The 16,688-nt window shown below is 66.7% G+C and carries 19 protein-coding genes and 1 pseudogene; 16 read left to right on the top strand and 4 right to left on the bottom strand.

What is annotated here, in order from left to right; all coding sequences use genetic code 11:
- Nucleotides 1-91 precede the first annotated feature (91 nt).
- Nucleotides 92-475: a fluoride efflux transporter CrcB gene (gene crcB, locus J0M27_RS15720; RefSeq protein WP_294993692.1), complete on the bottom strand. Its 384-nt coding sequence runs from the start codon at nucleotides 473-475 to the stop codon at nucleotides 92-94.
- A gap of 174 nt (nucleotides 476-649) precedes the next feature.
- On the opposite strand from crcB, the gene J0M27_RS15715 reads away from it, so the two are divergent.
- The 6 genes from J0M27_RS15715 to J0M27_RS15690 all read left to right on the top strand — a co-directional run bounded on the left by J0M27_RS15715 (nucleotide 650) and on the right by J0M27_RS15690 (nucleotide 6,924).
- The gene (locus J0M27_RS15715) at nucleotides 650-2,443 is read left to right on the top strand and encodes a glutamine--tRNA ligase/YqeY domain fusion protein (RefSeq protein WP_294993690.1); all 1,794 of its coding nucleotides are present in this window, start codon (nucleotides 650-652) and stop codon (nucleotides 2,441-2,443) included.
- A 59-nt stretch (nucleotides 2,444-2,502) separates the two neighbouring features.
- Nucleotides 2,503-3,675: an MFS transporter gene (locus J0M27_RS15710; RefSeq protein ID WP_294993688.1), complete on the top strand. Its 1,173-nt coding sequence runs from the start codon at nucleotides 2,503-2,505 to the stop codon at nucleotides 3,673-3,675.
- Complete coding sequence (gene pyrF, locus J0M27_RS15705) at nucleotides 3,672-4,490, top strand: orotidine-5'-phosphate decarboxylase (RefSeq protein WP_294993685.1); 819 nt, start codon at nucleotides 3,672-3,674, stop codon at nucleotides 4,488-4,490. Before J0M27_RS15710 ends, pyrF begins: the two co-directional genes overlap by 4 nt.
- Nucleotides 4,491-4,605: 115 nt before the next feature.
- A complete protein-coding gene (gene trxB, locus J0M27_RS15700; protein ID WP_294993682.1) occupies nucleotides 4,606-5,559 on the top strand; it encodes a thioredoxin-disulfide reductase in 954 nt (317 codons plus the stop codon).
- Nucleotides 5,560-5,563: 4 nt separating this feature from the next.
- Nucleotides 5,564-6,112: a Smr/MutS family protein gene (locus J0M27_RS15695; protein ID WP_294993680.1), complete on the top strand. Its 549-nt coding sequence runs from the start codon at nucleotides 5,564-5,566 to the stop codon at nucleotides 6,110-6,112.
- Between the two features lie 245 nt (nucleotides 6,113-6,357).
- Nucleotides 6,358-6,924, top strand: coding sequence for a cyclic nucleotide-binding domain-containing protein (locus J0M27_RS15690; protein ID WP_294993677.1), 567 nt, complete (start codon nucleotides 6,358-6,360; stop codon nucleotides 6,922-6,924).
- 98 nt (nucleotides 6,925-7,022) lie between these two features.
- Here the strand turns inward: J0M27_RS15690 and J0M27_RS15685 are convergent, their stop codons facing one another.
- The 3 genes from J0M27_RS15685 to ppa all read right to left on the bottom strand — a co-directional run bounded on the left by J0M27_RS15685 (nucleotide 7,023) and on the right by ppa (nucleotide 9,786).
- A complete protein-coding gene (locus J0M27_RS15685) occupies nucleotides 7,023-7,361 on the bottom strand; it encodes a P-II family nitrogen regulator (RefSeq protein ID WP_294993675.1) in 339 nt (112 codons plus the stop codon).
- Between the two features lie 151 nt (nucleotides 7,362-7,512).
- On the bottom strand, nucleotides 7,513-9,135 hold the full coding sequence (locus J0M27_RS15680) for an NAD+ synthase (RefSeq protein WP_294993673.1): 1,623 nt from the start codon (nucleotides 9,133-9,135) through the stop codon (nucleotides 7,513-7,515).
- A gap of 102 nt (nucleotides 9,136-9,237) precedes the next feature.
- The gene (gene ppa / locus J0M27_RS15675) at nucleotides 9,238-9,786 is read right to left on the bottom strand and encodes an inorganic diphosphatase (protein ID WP_294993671.1); all 549 of its coding nucleotides are present in this window, start codon (nucleotides 9,784-9,786) and stop codon (nucleotides 9,238-9,240) included.
- A 13-nt stretch (nucleotides 9,787-9,799) separates the two neighbouring features.
- Between ppa and J0M27_RS15670 the strand changes: the two genes are divergently transcribed.
- The 10 genes and pseudogenes from J0M27_RS15670 to J0M27_RS15625 all read left to right on the top strand — a co-directional run.
- Nucleotides 9,800-10,144 carry a hemin uptake protein HemP gene (locus J0M27_RS15670; protein WP_294993669.1) on the top strand — a complete coding sequence of 115 codons (345 nt, stop codon included), beginning with the start codon at nucleotides 9,800-9,802 and terminating at the stop codon, nucleotides 10,142-10,144.
- A gap of 13 nt (nucleotides 10,145-10,157) precedes the next feature.
- Nucleotides 10,158-10,373 carry a bacterioferritin-associated ferredoxin gene (locus J0M27_RS15665; RefSeq protein WP_294993666.1) on the top strand — a complete coding sequence of 72 codons (216 nt, stop codon included), beginning with the start codon at nucleotides 10,158-10,160 and terminating at the stop codon, nucleotides 10,371-10,373.
- 13 nt (nucleotides 10,374-10,386) lie between these two features.
- Nucleotides 10,387-10,869 carry a bacterioferritin gene (gene bfr, locus J0M27_RS15660; protein ID WP_294993663.1) on the top strand — a complete coding sequence of 161 codons (483 nt, stop codon included), beginning with the start codon at nucleotides 10,387-10,389 and terminating at the stop codon, nucleotides 10,867-10,869.
- A 127-nt stretch (nucleotides 10,870-10,996) separates the two neighbouring features.
- A complete protein-coding gene (locus J0M27_RS15655; protein WP_294993661.1) occupies nucleotides 10,997-11,545 on the top strand; it encodes an iron transporter in 549 nt (182 codons plus the stop codon).
- Between the two features lie 2 nt (nucleotides 11,546-11,547).
- Complete coding sequence (locus J0M27_RS15650; protein ID WP_294993659.1) at nucleotides 11,548-12,963, top strand: carbohydrate porin; 1,416 nt, start codon at nucleotides 11,548-11,550, stop codon at nucleotides 12,961-12,963.
- 3 nt (nucleotides 12,964-12,966) lie between these two features.
- Nucleotides 12,967-13,317 carry a cupredoxin domain-containing protein gene (locus J0M27_RS15645; protein ID WP_294993657.1) on the top strand — a complete coding sequence of 117 codons (351 nt, stop codon included), beginning with the start codon at nucleotides 12,967-12,969 and terminating at the stop codon, nucleotides 13,315-13,317.
- 6 nt (nucleotides 13,318-13,323) lie between these two features.
- Nucleotides 13,324-14,835 (top strand): 4Fe-4S binding protein, encoded by a 1,512-nt coding sequence (locus tag J0M27_RS15640; protein WP_294993654.1) that lies wholly within the window; start codon nucleotides 13,324-13,326, stop codon nucleotides 14,833-14,835.
- A 10-nt stretch (nucleotides 14,836-14,845) separates the two neighbouring features.
- Nucleotides 14,846-15,076, top strand: a complete 231-nt coding sequence (locus J0M27_RS15635; protein WP_294993651.1) for a hypothetical protein — start codon at nucleotides 14,846-14,848, stop codon at nucleotides 15,074-15,076.
- The gene (locus J0M27_RS15630; protein WP_294993648.1) at nucleotides 15,073-16,338 is read left to right on the top strand and encodes a DUF2325 domain-containing protein; all 1,266 of its coding nucleotides are present in this window, start codon (nucleotides 15,073-15,075) and stop codon (nucleotides 16,336-16,338) included. Before J0M27_RS15635 ends, J0M27_RS15630 begins: the two co-directional genes overlap by 4 nt.
- Nucleotides 16,335-16,688: pseudogene (locus J0M27_RS15625) on the top strand (hypothetical protein); the annotation flags it as partial. The gene J0M27_RS15630 and the pseudogene J0M27_RS15625, both read left to right, overlap by 4 nt.

Here is a 16,688-nt window from a genome sequence, read left to right as displayed (position 1 = left end):
GACGCCAGGATGGCTGGAGTGAATACCCGGTTCCGGAACCGGAATCAAGCGCGGCTGGCCAATAGTCGGCGCTGGCGCGACGGCACCAAAACTATTGCGCCAGCTTGTGGATGGTGAAAATGCCAAGCCCGGTCAGCAACAGCGAACCGAACAGGTGCAGCGAGGCGGTGCCGAGGGCCCAGCCATAGTCGGCACGCTGGATCATGGCCACGACTTCGGCGGAAAAGGTCGAGAAGGTGGTCAGCGCGCCGAGGAAGCCGGTGACGAAGAACAGCTTGAATTCCGGCGCCAGATCGACATTGATATGGAAGGCCATGACCGCCGCGCCGACCAGGTAGGCGCCGACCAGGTTGGCGGCCAGCGTACCCAGCGGCATGGCGGGCAAGACCGGGTTGAGCCAGAGTCCGAGGACATAGCGCAGCCACGCCCCGAGCATTGCGCCGCCGCCGATGGCGAGAAGACTGGTCCAGTTCATGTTGCCTGCGCCGGGCCGCCCCAAGCAGGCAGCGAGCCATTGAACCGGAGCGGGTGCAGTACGCGACCCGGTGTCGCCTCCTTCAATTCCAAGGGGGATGGGGGGAAGGAATCCATTGTTTGGATTTTACGCCTGCCGGTAGAATCGCCGCTTTGCCACCTGCTGCCGCCGATCATGGCCGAACCGGACAACAAACCCTCCAACTTCATCCGCCACATCATCGATGGCGACCTCAAGTCCGGCAAGTACGCCGCGCGGCGCTGGAGCGGCAAGCCCGGCCCGGCCGAACAGCAAAAAGTTCCCGAAGGGACGCACAGCGCTGGCGCTGGCACCGCGGTGGATGGGGCGAAAATCCGCACCCGCTTCCCGCCGGAGCCGAACGGCTACCTGCATTTCGGCCATGCCAAGTCGATCTGCCTGAATTTCGGCCTGGCGCTGGACTACCAGGGCGCCTGCCACCTGCGCTTCGACGACACCAATCCGGAAAAGGAAGAGCAGGAGTATGTTGATGCCATCATCGACGCCGTGCATTGGCTCGGCTTCGAATGGCGCTTCGGCGACGAAATCAACCAGTACCTGGCGTCGGACTACTTCGAGTGGATGTACCAGTTCGCCGAAAAGCTGATCGAGGCCGGCCACGCCTACGTCGATTCGCAGACGGCGGACGAAATGCGCGCCAGCCGCGGCACGCTGACCGCAGGCGGCCGCAACTCGCCCTACCGCGAGCGCATGCCGGCCGAGAACCTGGCGCTGTTCCGCGCCATGCGCGGCGGCGAATTCGCCGACGGCACGCACGTGCTGCGGGCGAAGATAGCCATGGACTCGCCCAACATCAACCTGCGCGACCCGGCGATCTACCGCATCCGCCACGCCACGCACCACAATACGGGTGACACCTGGTGCATCTACCCGATGTACACCTACGCGCACCCGATCGAGGACGCGCTGGAGAACATCACGCATTCGATCTGCACCCTGGAGTTCGAGGACCAGCGGCCGTTCTACGACTGGCTGCTGGCGCGCCTGGCGGAACTCGGTTGCGTCAATACCCCCCTGCCGCAGCAGATCGAATTCGCCCGCCTCAACCTGTCCTATGTGGTGCTCTCGAAGCGCAAGCTGATCCAGCTGGTGGACGAGAAGCACGTCGATGGCTGGGACGATCCGCGCCTGCCGACCCTGGTCGGCGCGCGCCGCCGCGGCTTCACGGCGGAGGGCTTCCGCGCCTTCAGCGAGATGATCGGCGTCACCAAGTCGGATTCCTGGATCGACATCAGCGTGCTGGAGGAATGCCAGCGCGAACACCTCAACGAAACCGCGCCGCGCCGCATCGCCGTGCTCGACCCGGTGAAGCTCGTCATCGACAATTACCCGGAGGGCCAGGAGGAGGAATGCCTCGCCCCCAACCACCCGCAAAAGCCAGAGTGGGGCAAGCGCCCGGTGCCCTTCTCGAAGGAGTTGTGGATCGAGCGCGAGGATTTCATGGAGGCGCCGAGCAAAGGCTACTTCCGCCTCTTCCCGGGCAACCGCGTACGCCTGCGCTATGGCTTCGTCGTCGAATGCACCGGCGCCGACCGCGATGATGCCGGCAACATCACTGCCGTGCATTGCAACTACTTCGCCGACTCGAAATCCGGCACGCCCGGGTCCGACGCCTACAAGGTCAAGGGCAACATCCACTGGGTCTCGGCCAGGCATGCCTGTGCCGCCGAGATACGCCTCTACGACCGGCTGTTCTCGGTCGAAGCGCCGGGCAGCGGCGACCGCGACTTCATCGCCGACCTCAACCCGACATCCAAGCGGGTGGTCGCCGCGCAACTCGAGGCCGCGTTGAAGGACGCCGCGGCGGAAGAACGCTTCCAGTTCGAGCGCCACGGCTACTTCGTCGCCGACCGCGTCGATTCCAGACCCGGCGCACCGGTGTTCAACCGTGCCGTGACGCTGAAGGATTCCTGGAGCAAGGGCAAATAGGCGAGGCGAAGGCCAACGCTGGCGACCGGGGCCGGGAGAACAGCGCCCTGGCCGTCGTGGTGGTCGCCCAGCTGCTGGGCACCTCGCTGTGGTTTTCCGCCAACGCCGCCGCGCCCGACCTGGCCCAGGCCTGGGGCCTGGGCAACGCCGAGATCGGCAGCCTGACCAATGCGGTTCAACTCGGCTTCATCCTCGGCACGCTGGGCGCCGCCACCAGCGGCCTGGCCGACCGCTACGCCGCGAGCCGCATCGTCGCCGCCAGCGCACTGGCCGGCGCTGCCGCCAACGCCGCCTTCGCGCTGTTCGCCGCCAGCCTGGAACAGGCCTTGGTCTGCCGCTTCTGCGTCGGCCTGGCGCTGGCCGGCATCTATCCGCTGGGCATGAAGCTGGTGGTGGGCTGGGCGCCCGAGCGTTCGGGACAGGCGCTGGCCTGGCTGGTCGGCATGCTGACGCTGGGCACCGCCCTGCCCCACGGCCTGCGCGCGCTGGGCGGCGGCGGGTCCTGGCGGTACGTGGTGCTGGCGTCCTCGGCGTTGGCCGTGGTCGCCGCGCTGATGATCTTCCGCCTCGGCGACGGGCCGCACCTCAAATTGCGCGGGCGCGGCCAGCGCATCGCCTTCGGCCACGTGCTGCATGCCTTCTCGATCGCGGATTTCCGCGCTGCGGCGGGCGGCTACTTCGGCCACATGTGGGAGCTGTATGCCTTCTGGACGCTGGTACCACTGCTGCTGGCGGCGACCGGCCTGGCGGCGCGACTCGGCCTCGACCCGACCTGGGGCACCCCGCTGCTGGCCTTCGCCGTGATCGGCTGCGGCGGGCTGGGCTGCTTCGCCGGGGGGCAACTGGGCCTCGCCATCGGCGGCGCGCGCGTCGCGGCCTGGGCGCTGGCCACCTCCGCCGCCTGCTGCCTGCTGTTCCCCTTCGCCGCCGCGGCACCGGCGTCAGTGCTGCTGGCGCTGCTGCTGCTCTGGGGTTTCGCCGTGGTCGCCGATTCGCCGCAGTTTTCGGCGCTCTCGGCGCGCGCCTGCCCGCCGCAGGATGTCGGCAGCGCGCTGGCGATCCAGAACAGCATCGGCTTCGCCATCACGCTGGCCTCGATACACCTCGCCACCGCGCATGTGGAACAATGGGGCGCCAGAATCGCCTGGTGGCTGCTGCCGGGTCCGCTGCTGGGTCTCGTGCTGCTGGCACCGCTGTGGCGCCGCCCTTACGCTCAGGAACGCAGATCATGACCTTCATCGAATCGCTCACCGCCGCCTGGAAGACCAACAACTCGCTGCTCTGCGTCGGACTCGATCCCGACCCGGCGAAATTTCCCGCCCACCTCAAGGACAAGCCGGACGCCATCTTCCGCTTCTGCAGCGAAATCGCCGACGCCACGGCGGACCTGGCCTGCACCTTCAAGCCGCAGATCGCCTATTTCGCCGCGCGCCGCGCCGAGGACCAGCTCGAAGCCCTGATCGCGCACATCCACGAGAAGCACCCCGGCGTGCCGGTGATCCTCGACGCCAAGCGGGGCGACATCGGCAGCACCGCCGAGCAGTACGCGATCGAGGCCTTCGAGCGCTACCGGGCCGACGCGGTGACGGTGAACCCCTACATGGGACGCGATTCGGTCGAGCCCTGGCTGGCTTACAAGGGCAAGGGCGTGATCCTACTCTGTCGCACGTCGAATCCCGGCGGCAGCGACCTGCAGTTTCAAAGAGTCGGCGCTGGCGACACGGCGATTTACGAGCTGGTCGCGGAGAAAGTCGCCGCGGAATGGAACACGACGGGCCAGTGCGCGCTGGTGGTCGGCGCCACCTTCCCCGGCGAGATCGCCCGCGTGCGCCAGATCGTCGGCGAGATGCCGCTGCTGGTGCCCGGCATCGGCGCCCAGGGCGGCGACATCGAGGCCACGGTCATGGCCGGCAAGACCGCCGCCGGCAGCGGCCTGATGATCAATTCCTCGCGCGCCATCCTTTACGCCGGCAAGGGCGAAGACTATGCCGCCGCCGCGCGCAAGGTGGCGCTGGAAACCCGCGACGCGATCAACCGCTGGCGCTAGCGCCGGCGGCGCTTGAAAGCGTCGCGATGCGGCCCATCTATATCGTTGCCATGCCGTCCCTGCCGAATGCAGGGACATATAATTCCCCGCTCGTTCATTCCGGAAAGTTGCCGCCATGAGTTCCCGCCACGTTCGCCTGCTGATCCTTGGTTCCGGCCCCGCCGGCTACTCCGCCGCCGTTTATGCCGCCCGCGCCAACCTCGATCCCGTGCTGATCACCGGCATGGCGCAGGGCGGCCAGCTGATGACCACCACCGACGTCGACAACTGGCCGGCCGACGCCGACGGCGTGCAGGGTCCGGACCTGATGGCGCGCTTCGAGAAGCACGCCGCGCGCTTCAATACCGAAATGATCTTCGACCACATCCATACCGTGAAGCTGGCCGAGAAGCCGATGCGCCTGATCGGCGATGCCGGCGAATACACCTGCGACGCGCTGATCATCGCCACCGGCGCCTCGGCGCAATACCTCGGCCTGCCTTCCGAGGAAAAGTTTTCCGGCAAGGGCGTCTCGGCCTGCGCCACCTGCGACGGATTCTTTTACAAGAACCAGCACGTCGCGGTAATCGGCGGCGGCAACACGGCGGTCGAGGAAGCGCTGTACCTGGCCAACATCGCCAGCCACGTCACGGTGGTACATCGCCGCGACAAGTTCCGCGGCGAGAAAATCCTGCAGGACAAGCTGTTCGAGAAGGAAAAGGCCGGCAAGGTCACCATCAGATGGGACAACACGCTGGACGAGGTGCTGGGCGACAAGACCGGGGTCACCGGCATGCGCATCAAGAACGTGAAGACCGGTGCCACCGAGGACATCGCGCTGATGGGCGTCTTCATCGCCATCGGCCACAAGCCCAACACCGACATCTTCGCCGGCCAGTTGGCCATGGAAGGCGGCTACATCGTCACCGGGGGCGGGCGCAACGGCAACGCCACGGCGACCAGCGTTCCCGGCGTGTTCGCCGCGGGCGACGTGCAGGACCACATTTACCGCCAGGCGGTGACCAGCGCCGGCACCGGCTGCATGGCCGCCCTCGACGCCGAGCGCTACCTCGACAGCCTGGACGGCTGATCCCATGCGGCGGCGGTCGCCCCCCGCCGAGGAAGACCGCGCCGCGTTTCGTGCCGCGGTGGCCGATGCGCAGCCCCTCACCTGGGACCGGGTGCATCACGAACCGCCCCTGCCGCCCGCGATCCCGCGCTATTCGCAGCTGGACGACGCGGCGGTGCTGCGCGAGGCGATCGACGGCGCCGACCTGCTGGACCTGCAACTCGACGGCGGCGACCAGGCGGCCTGGGCGCGCCCAGGCCTGCAACGCTCCGTGCTGCGTGACCTGCGCCGCGGGCGCTGGGTGGTACAGGGCAAACTCGACCTGCATGGCATGAACCGCGACCAGGCGCGCCGCGCCGTCGCCGAATTCCTGCACGACTGCCATCGCCGCGGGCTGCGCTGCGTGCGCGTGGTGCACGGCAAGGGCATCGGTTCGCCGGGACGCGAACCGGTGCTGAAGAAGCTGGTGCTGGGCTGGCTCAGCCAGCGCCAGGAGGTGCTGGCCTTTTGCCAGGCGCGCACCATGGACGGCGGAGCCGGCGCGGCGCTGGTGCTGCTCGCCGCCCCGAGATGAATCCCCGGGCGGCTCCCGATGCCCCTGATCCGACCCGCACCCTCCTTGGCCAGAAAGCCCTTGTATTACTATTGGCATAGCCCCGGAATTCCATCAAGGGACCTGGAACAGGCATCGAAACATGGTTGGGGTCCGCCCCGGCTCCCTGACCCGTTAGTCCGAACGGGCCGTTGACGCGCCAATGAATCCGGGGAAAATAGGCCGAAAGTAGCAATATATGAAATGTTTAATACTCAGCCAAATTCATGAGCGATAACGCTGTCACCGAAGTTGCCGTCCTCAACATCAGAAGGCCTTTGTTGCCTGCCCTGGAGGGGCTCGTCCACCTTGGCAAAGGCTCCCGTTACGAGGAGGAAATCTTCGAACTCGTCGACCGGATTTCGCTGTTCCAGGAATTGACCCACCATGATATTTCGCGCCTGTGCGCCAAGATGGAGTGTTTTTGCGCCAGGCGCGACGAGGTCATTGCAAGGGAAGGCGATGACGGTGACTTTCTGGGCATCGTGCTGACCGGAGAAGTTTCGATACTCAAACAGCACGCCGATGGCCAGCAAAGGCTGTTGTCGGTCATCGGTCCGGGCGCCACGTTTGGCGAGATGTCGATCATCGATGGCAAGCCGAGGTTTGCCACCTGCGTCGCGCGGGAGCCAACGGATTTCGCCGTTCTGACCCGCGATACCGTCTATGACATCCTGCTGCTCGAGCCCTCGCTGGGCAGCAAACTGCTGCTGCTGCTCCTGTACCACAGCCTGGAACGGCTACGTGAAACGGGCGAAAGGCTGCTGCCTTTCATTGACGGCTCGAAGAAATAGCCGAGCGCAGCGGACTAGCTCGGTCACCCCCTTCCACGGGAAGGGGGCCGGGGGGATGGCCAACCAGTTTGCCGCAGGCGAAGCCAACGAAGCAGCGATCAAATCGCTGCTTCGTTGGCTTCGCCGGTCCTGATCCGCACCACCTGTTCCACCGGCGAAACGAAGATCTTGCCGTCGCCGATCTTGCCGGTGCGCGCCGCCTTGATGATGGCTTCGATAGCGGGTTCCACGGTTTCGTCGGCGACCACGATTTCGATCTTGATCTTCGGCAGGAAGTCGACCACGTACTCGGCGCCGCGATACAACTCGGTATGGCCCTTCTGCCGGCCGAAGCCCTTGACTTCGGTCACGGTCAGGCCCGTGACGCCGACGTCAGACAGCGCCTCGCGCACTTCGTCGAGCTTGAACGGCTTGATGATGGCTTCAATCTTCTTCATTTCCCTGGTCCTCGTTGTCAACAATTCGAAGCCGCCCCGCGGCTGAGCCGCCGTCACCCCCTTCCGCGGAAAACACCGTCTGGTGTTTCAGTGCAGGCCAATGCCCGCGCAGCGGGCGTTGGCCTGCACTAAAGGGGGCCGGGGGGATGGCTCACCATTCGTCGGCGTAAGCCGATGTTATCGGATAGCGCCAGTCCTTGCCGAACCCGCGTTGCGTGACGCGGATGCCGACCGGCGCCTGGCGCCGCTTGTATTCGTTCTTCTTGAGCATGCCGACCACCTTGCGCACGTCGGCTTCGGGGTGGCCCGCGGCGATGATCCGGCGCGGGCTTTCGTCGCGCTCCATGTAGGCCTCGATGATGGCGTCGAGCACCGCGTAGGGCGGCAGCATGTCCTGGTCGGTCTGGCCGGGCTTGAGTTCGGCCGAGGGCGCGCGCGTGATGATGTTGCGCGGGATCGCCTCCGACAGCGTGTTGCGGTACTCGGACAGGCGATAGACGAAGGTCTTGAACACGTCCTTGATCACCGCGAATCCGCCCGCCATGTCGCCGTAAAGCGTGGCGTAGCCGACCGCCATCTCGCTCTTGTTGCCGGTGGTCAGCACGATGCGTCCGGTGCGGTTGGAGAGCGCCATCAGCAACATGCCGCGGATGCGCGCCTGCAGGTTCTCGTCGGTGGTGTCCCACTCCGGCTTGGGGCCCAGTGACGCAAAAGTCGGCGCCAGCAGCACGGCGAACTGCTCCATCGCGGCGGCGATCGGGATCTCGTCGTATTGCACGCCGAGACGCTTCACCATCTCGCGGGAATCGTCGAGGCTCATCTGCGCCGTCCACGGCGACGGCATCATCACCGCACGCACCTTGTCGGGGCCGAGGGCGTCGGCGGCGATGGCCAGTGTCAGGGCGGAGTCGATGCCGCCGGAAAGGCCGAGGATGGCACCGGGAAAACCGTTCTTGCCGAGATAGTCGGCGACGCCCAGCTTCAGCGCCGCATAGACTTCCGCCTCGACTGGCAGCGTTTCGGCGATCCGGCCGGGCAGCAGTTGGCCGTCGGCAAAATCGATGATCGCCAGGTCCTCGACGAAGGCTGGCGACTGGTGGGCCAGGCGGCCCTGGCCGTCGAGCGCGAAGGACGCGCCGTCGAACACCAGTTCGTCCTGGCCGCCGACCAGGTTGGCATAGATCACCGGCTTGCCGGTCGCCGTCACCCTGTCGCGCAGCACCTCGTAGCGCCGCGCCTGCTTGTTCATGTGGAAGGGCGAGGCATTCAACGTCAGCATCAGCTCCGCACCGGCCAGCGCCGCCGCCTCGGCGGCGCCGTATTCCCAGACATCGGCGCAGATCGCCAGCCCGCAGCGGATACCGTTGATGTCGATCACGCAGGGCTCGCTGCCCGCCGCGAAATAACGCTCCTCGTCGAAGACCTCGTAGTTCGGCAGGCGATGCTTGCGGTAGTTGGCGCGCACCTCGCCGCCGTCGAGCAGGGCCGCCGCGTTGTAGCGGCGGCTGCCGGACTGCTCCGGATAGCCGAGTACGATGGGCAGCGGCGCGGCGCGGGCGAGCACCTCGACCTGCGCGGCGCAGGCCCGATAGAAATCCGGCCGCATCAGCAGGTCTTCCGGCGGATAGCCGCAGAGCGCCAGCTCCGGCGTCAGCAGCACCTGCGCGCCGGCCTCGCGGGCGCTCCGCGCGAACTCCAGTATGCGGGCTGAATTGCCGGCCAGGTCGCCGAGGACGGCGTTGAACTGGGCGACGGCGATGCGCAGGCGGGTCATGGGCGATCCTGGGATGGCGTGGCCGCCCAATCGAGCGGGGCCATAACTATAGCGGATAAAAAAACCCGCCATGCGGCGGGCTTGGGTGGCCGGACGCGCGCCTCAGTATGCCGGCTTTTCCTTGGCGGCCTCGTAGGCGGCGACGCCGTCCATGATTTCCTTTTTCGCTTCCTCGACATTGACCCAACCGTTGATCTTGACGAACTTGCCGGGCTCCAGGTCCTTGTAGTGGGCGAAGAAGTGCGAGATCTGGTCGAGCACCAGTTGCGGCAGGTCGCGCGGACTGGAAACGCTGCGGTACATGGGCGTCAGCTTGTCCACCGGCACCGCCAGCAGCTTGGCATCCTCGCCGGCCTCGTCGGTCATCTTGAGCATGCCGATCGGCCGGCAGCGCACCACGACGCCCGGCGGGAGGGCAAATTGCGACAGAACCAACACGTCCACAGGATCGCCGTCGCCGGAAATGGTGTGCGGGATATAGCCGTAGTTGCACGGATAGTGCATCGAGGTCGACATGAAACGATCGACGAAAATCGCGCCCGACTCCTTGTCGACCTCGTACTTGATCGGCTCCGAGTGCATCGATATCTCGATAACCACATTGAAATCATTGGGCAAATCCTTGCCTGACGTAACGCGATCGAGACCCACGGCAGACTCCTTCTTGTTAAAGCTTGAATTATACCGTCGCCAAGATTTCGCCTTCCTGACGAAAACCATCGGCAAAAAATCACGGGCTGGCCACATACGCCCCATTTCCCTGTTGACAAAACGGTTCAAGTCAATGAGAATCATTCCCAATACGATTTACCGAGACGAAGAACCCATGAAGCCCACGCCCCAAGTGCCGACCGGAAAGCCGGAACCCCAGCCCCTCCCGGCGCGGGATGGTTCCCTGCTGGAAAGCGCCGCGCTGCTCGGCGAGCGGGATGAAGTCCTGATCGCCCACGGCGACGAAACCTATCGGCTGCGCCGCACCCGGCAAGACAAGCTGATCCTGACCAAATAGACCTGGAGCCACCATGTACGTCTGTATTTGCAATGCCGTGACCGAACGCGATATCGGCAGCGCCGTCGCCGAAGGCTGCTGCAGTCTGCGAGAATTGCGCGAGCAACTGGGCGTCGGCGCCTGCTGTGGTCGCTGCACCGGTTGCGCGCGCGACGTGCTGAAGAACAACCTTCATGCCCGTGCGCCTCATCAACTGTCCGTCTCGGGTTCGCAGCCCCTGGCGGCGTGATCGGGAGATCGACATGAAAGGCGACAAGAAGGTCATCCAACTGCTCAACAAGTGCCTGGTCAATGAGCTGACCGCGATCAACCAGTACTTCCTTCACGCCCGCATGTACAAGAACTGGGGCTTCGAGGCACTGGGCAAGCACGAATACAAGGAATCGATAGAGGAAATGCACCACGCCGACCACCTGATCGAGCGCGTGCTGTTCCTCGAAGGCCTGCCCAACCTGCAGGCGCTGAACAAGCTGATCATCGGCGAGAACGTGCCGGAATGCCTGGCCGGCGACCTGACCCTGGAACGCGGCGCCCACGCCGACACCAAGGCCGCGATCACGTATTGCGAAAGCGTCAATGACTACGTTTCGCGCGAGATCCTCGAAGACATCCTCGAAGACACCGAAGAACACATCGACTACCTCGAAACCCAGCTCGAGCTGATCGAGAAGGTCGGCATCCAGAACTACCTGCAGACACAAATGGGAGCGCCGTCCGGCTCCTGATTCAGGCATTACAGGCGGCGGGCGCAGCGCGCCCGGTCCGCCACCCACGCATTTCCAGCCAGCCAGCCGCGCCCCCCGCGCACGGCAAGCCAGCCAAAGTCCGATTTATTTCCTTTGGAGGTTTGCCATGCGCTTTTCCCAGTCCCTGCTCGCCATCACCGCCACGCTCTGGACCGCCTCCGCCGCCGCGCTGGAATATCCGATTGGCACGCCCAAGCAGCTCGCCGGCATGGAAGTCGCCGCCGTGTACCTGCAAGCCGTCGAGATGGAACCCGAGGGCCACATGCGCAAGGCATCCGAGTCGGACATCCATCTCGAAGCGGACATCCACGCCCTGGGCAACAATCCCAACGGCTTTGCCGAAGGCATGTGGGTGCCCTACCTGCTGGTCAAGTACGAGCTGACCAAGGTCGGCGGCAACGAGGTCATCAAGGGCGACATGATGCCCATGGTCGCCAGCGACGGCCCGCATTACGGCGACAACGTCAAGCTCAAGGGACCGGGCAAGTACAGGGTCAAGTTCACCATCTACCCGCCTGGCGCCAAGGAAAATGCCAGCGGCAACCATTTCGGCCGCCACACCGATCGCGCCACGGGCGTGCGCCCCTGGTTCAAGGCGGTCGAAGCCGAATGGGAATTCACCTACGCCGGCGTCGGCAAGAAGGGGGGCTACTGATCATGCGCGTCAAGCTGATCGCCGCCCTTCTGGCGGCCGGCTTCGCCATGCCCGCCGCGGCCAACGACATGGCATCCGTGCTGGCGGAAATGAAACGGCTGGCCGCCCGTATCGAAGCGCTGGAACGCCAGAACAAGGATCTCGAAAAGGCCCTCGCCAGCGAACGCATTTCCGAAAAAGAGCCAGAACTCGCCACCCGGCTGAAGGCCACCGAAGCCCAGACCCTGGCGATGCAGGGGCCGTTCAAGAAATTGGCCGAGGCGCTCGAAGGTATCGAGGTCGGCGGCAGCCTCACCGGCGTAGTGCAGAAAGTCGGCGCTGGCCACACGGCGAGCGCAAGCGACGAAACCCGCGCCAGCTATCGCGGCGACCTGACGGTGACGCTCCCCGGCGGCGAGATGGGCGATGCCGAGGGCAAGATCTTCAGCCACTTCCGCTTCGGCCAGGGCACCGGCACCGGCTTGCGCCCGACCTACACCAGCACCGCCAACACCGCGGCGTTCCAGACCAACGCCGGCGCCGACGACTCCTTCGCCATACTGGCCCAGGCCTGGTACCAGCTCAAGGTTCCGCTGCGGGATGACGGCATCAAGGCCAATGCGCGCGAGCATCTGTACCTGACGGCCGGCAAGATCGATCCCTTCGTCTTCTTCGACCAGAACGGCATCGCCGACGACGAGTCGTCGCGCTTCCTCAACAATGCCTTCGTGCACAACCCGCTGCTCGATTCCGGGGGCGACATCCGCGCCGATGCTTATGGCTTCGCGCCCGGCGTCATCGTCAAGTATGAGAACAGCGCACGGAAGGGCGGCGAATGGGCGCTCTCGTTCGGCATGTTCGGATCCGGTCCCGGCGCCAATTTCAGCGGCTCGCTGGCCGGTCCCCTCGTCATCGCCCAGGCCGAAACCGCCGCGCGTTTCAACCACCTGGCGGGCAACTACCGCATCTATCTGTGGAACCAGGGGCGTGGCAGCAACTACGAGCAGATCGAGCGCCGGCATTCGGGCATCGGCTTCTCCGCCGACCAGAAAGTCACCGACGACCTGGCGCTGTTCGGCCGCTACGGTCACCAGCTCAAGGGCAAGGTGCGCTTCGACCGGGCGCTGACGGTGGGCGCCGAGCTGGCCGGCAATCCCTGGTCGCGCGCCGCCGACAGTATGGGGCTCGCGTTCGGCGCACTGCGCACCAGCGCGGATTTCCGCAACGACTCGCCGACGATCGATGCCGACGGCGATGCGGTACCCGATTTTGGCTACCAGGCCGGCGGATCGGAAAAGCTGGTCGAGCTCTACTACCGCTACAAGCTCAACAGCCATGTCGAGCTGACGCCGGACTTCCAGTGGATCCGCCAGCCCGGCGGCAACGCCACGGCGCCGACGGTAAAGGTGCTGGGCCTGCGCGCGAAGATCGGCTTCTAGGCCATGCCGGCGGCGCTCGCCCATCTCCTTTTCGTGGCCACGCTCTGGCTCGGCCTCGGCTGGGCGACGCATGGCCACGCCCAGTCGTCGCCCTTGCCGGCCTGGACCATCACCGTCAGGGACGGCGTGTTCGCGCCGAAGCGTGTCGAAGTGCCGGCCGGCCAGCGCATCAAGTTCATCCTCAAGAACGAAGGCCCCGGGCCGCTGGAATTCGAGAACGCCGACCTGCACGTCGAAAAGATCGTCGCCGCCGGCGCGGAATCCTTCGTCGTCTTCAAGCTGCCGCCCGGCGAACACATGTTCGTCGACGAGTTCAACATCGCCACCGGCGAGCTGCTGGTCATCGCCAAATAGTTCGTCATGCAGACCGCAACCATCACCCTGCATCCCCGCCGCCCGCGGCAACGTCCGCGGCTGGCGCGGCTCGGCGACTGGATGGCCGCGCATCGGCGCGCCATCCTCGGCGTGCAATGGCTGATCGTGGTCTTCTACCTGGCGCTGGTGGCCCTGCCCGCCTTCCTGCCCCATCCGCACCCGGAAGCCCGGCTGTTCTCCTCGGATTTCGGCGCCACGTCGGCGATCGATCGCAGCGTATGCACCACGGGTACGCCGACCCCGACCGAAAAGGCCGCCTACCTCGCCTGCTGGCAGGACCGCCTGGTGCTCCTGGCGCAGTACCTGTTCTGGGGCGTCTGGTGGCCCTTCGTGATCCTGTCGATCATGCTCATGGGCCGCGTCTGGTGCGGCGTGCTCTGCCCGGAAGGCGCGCTGGCCGAGTTCGCCAGCCGCCACGGGCGCGGCGGCGCCATCCCGCGCTGGATGCGCTGGGGCGGCTGGCCGGTGCTGGCCTTCATCCTCACCACGGTCTACGGCCAGCTGGTCAGCGTCTATGACTACCCGCAGGCCGCGCTGCTGATCCTCGGCGGCTCCACCGTCGCCGCCGTCGCCGTGGGCTGGCTCTATGGCCGAGGCAAGCGCGTCTGGTGCCGCTACCTGTGCCCCGTCTCCGGCGTTTTCAGCCTGCTGGCGCGCATCGCGCCGCTGCATTTCCGCATCGACCGCGCCGCCTGGGACGCCCATCCGCAGCGCAGCGCCGCCGTCGATTGCGCGCCGCTGCTCGACGTCAAGCACATGAAGGGCGCCGGCCAGTGCCACGCCTGCGGCCGCTGCAGCGGCCACCGCGATGCCGTGACGCTCGCCGCGCGCTCGCCCAACGCCGAGATCCTCGGCGCCGGCGGCGACCGGCCGCGCACCAACGAGGCCGTGCTGCTGCTGTTCGGCATGCTCGGCGTCGCCATGGGCGCCTTCCAGTGGACCGTCAGCCCGTGGTTCGTGCGCGGCAAGCAGGCCGCCGCCGAATGGCTGGTGAACCGCGACATCCTCTGGCCGCTGGGCGACAGCCCGGCCTGGTGGCTGCTGACGCGCTACCCGGAGGCGGGTGACGTATTTACCTGGCTCGACGGCACTGCCATCCTGGCCTGGATCGCCATTTATTCAATCGTGCTGGGCGGCTTCGCCTGGCTGTTGGTGCGCGCCGCAGCGCATCTCGCCGGCGTCGACTGGCGGCGCCTGGCGCTGGGCCTCGTGCCGCTGGCCGGCATCGGTTTGTTCCTCGGCCTGTCGATGATGAGCGTGACCCACCTGCGCGCCGAGGGCATTGCGCTGGGCTGGCTGCCCGGATTGCGCGGCGCGCTTCTGGCGCTAGGTCTGTCGTGGTCGGCATGGCTCGGCTGGCAACTGATCAAGGTTCCCGAAGCGACGCACCACGCTGGTGCTGCCGCGACGGTGGCGCACCTGCTCGCCGGCCTGCTCTGGCTGCTGCCACTGGCCGCCGTCGGCGGCACCTGGATTCTGGCGTTCTACGTCTGGTAAGGAGAGCTTCATGAGCGAAGACATTCAACTCGAACAACCGCCCGCGCGCATGGTCGCCGGCGCCCTGGCGCATCTGGCGCGGCACATGGAAACCGGCTGCGCGCGCGCCGGGCATCTCGCCGCGCTGCTGCTGGACCAGGTCGCCAACGACCCCGAGGCCGACGGCCACCTGCGCACCCATGCCCGCGAACTGGTCGAGATCCTCGAACGTGACGCGGCCGGGGAGAAAGTGGCCGCATGACCCTGGCGCAAATGATCAGCAGCGCCTTTCCGGGCGGTCCGGACTGCCTGTGCTCGCCCGACGAGGTTCCCGTGGCGCGCCCGGGCCGTCGCCGCAAGCTATGGGAGCTGCCGCACGCCTTCCACTGCGCGCTGATCGGCACCTGCCTGCCGGTGCCCGACATGCGCAGGCTCGCCCCCCACTCCGGCTACGACGTCGGCTACATGAGCGACTACAGCCTGCATACCGTGGTGGTCGGTTACTGCGAAAAACGCGACGCCCTGAGCGAGGCCATCCAGCGCTTCCTCGACAAGCGCCATGCCGGAGCGCTCGCACGCTTCGCACCGGCCGCCGATGCCGCCGCGATCGCTTTCCTTTGGCGCGAGGCGCTGGCGCGCGGCGACGACATCCCCGGCGCGCTGTGGGCCGCCTGGACGCATCCGGCCATGGACGACGACCTCGGCCGCGATATCCACGGCGACATCCACATGCTCTCGCACCAGGTGGGAGCCAGCGTACGCGCGGACTTGCGCCAGGTCGAGCAATTCAAACGCGAAGCGCAAGCCCTGCGCCAGGAACTCGATGCGCTGCGGCGAAGCAGCGCCGACGAGCGACGCAGCCACGCCGCCGAACTCGCCGCCCTGCGCGCCGAACTCGACCAGAACCGGCGGCGCGCAACACAAGCCGCCGCGCTGGAACGCGAACTGGCGGCCGCCGCACGCGAGCGCAAGGAGCACGCCGCCTTGCAGCAGCGCGCCGCCATGCTGGCCGCGCGCGCCGAGGCGCTCGAGGAATGGAACACCGCCAACGTACGCCGCGCCGCGCAGCTCGAAATCGAACTCCAGCAGGCGCGTATGGCGCTCGCCGCCGCGCAGGCCACGCCGGCCGCAAGCGGCGACGCCCCGGAATGTGGCCGCGACTGCCCGCCAGGTCCGGCCCTGGAAGGGCGCTGCGTGCTCTGCGTCGGCGGCCGCAGTGGCCTCGTGGACGGCTACCGCAAACTCGTCGAACAACGCGGCGGACGCTTCCTGCACCACGACGGCGGGCAGGAGGAGCACCTGCATCGCATCGATGCGGCGATCGCCAGCGCCGATGCCGTCGTCTGCCAGACCGGTTGCGTTTCGCACGCGGCCTATTGGCGGCTCAAGGACGCCTGCAAGAAGCTGGGCAAGCCTTGCGTCTTCGTCCAGTCGCCCGGAGTCGGCAGCTTCGCGCGCAGCCTGACCGCATTGACCAACGCGGCGCCGACCGACCAGGTCATCCGCCTTGCTCCGCGCCAATGAACGCCGCCGCATCCTCCTGTGAACAAGGCCTGCGGCCGCGCCTGTCGGCAACGGGTCTGGCGATCGTCATCGCCATTCACCTGCTGGTACTGGCGGCGCTGCTGCGCCTGAACGTCATCGCCCTGCCGGCGCCGCTTGCCGTGCTCAGCGTCAGCCTGCTGCCGCCGGCGCCCGAGATCCGGCCGCAACCGGACATCCTGCCGCCGAAGCCGCTGCCGGTGGCGCGCAAACCGGTACCGGCGCCGGTGCCGGACCCGACCGTACTCGCCGCGCCTGCCGATTCGCCCTCGCCCTCGCCAATCGCCGTGCCGCCGGCGCCGACTCCCGTGCCGGCGCCCGCGCCGGTGGCC

Source organism: Sulfuritalea sp. (genome assembly GCF_017302275.1).
Lineage (GTDB): Bacteria > Pseudomonadota > Gammaproteobacteria > Burkholderiales > Rhodocyclaceae > Sulfuritalea.
Note: the sequence above shows the minus strand (reverse complement) of the source record. Positions and strands in the feature narration are given on the sequence as shown.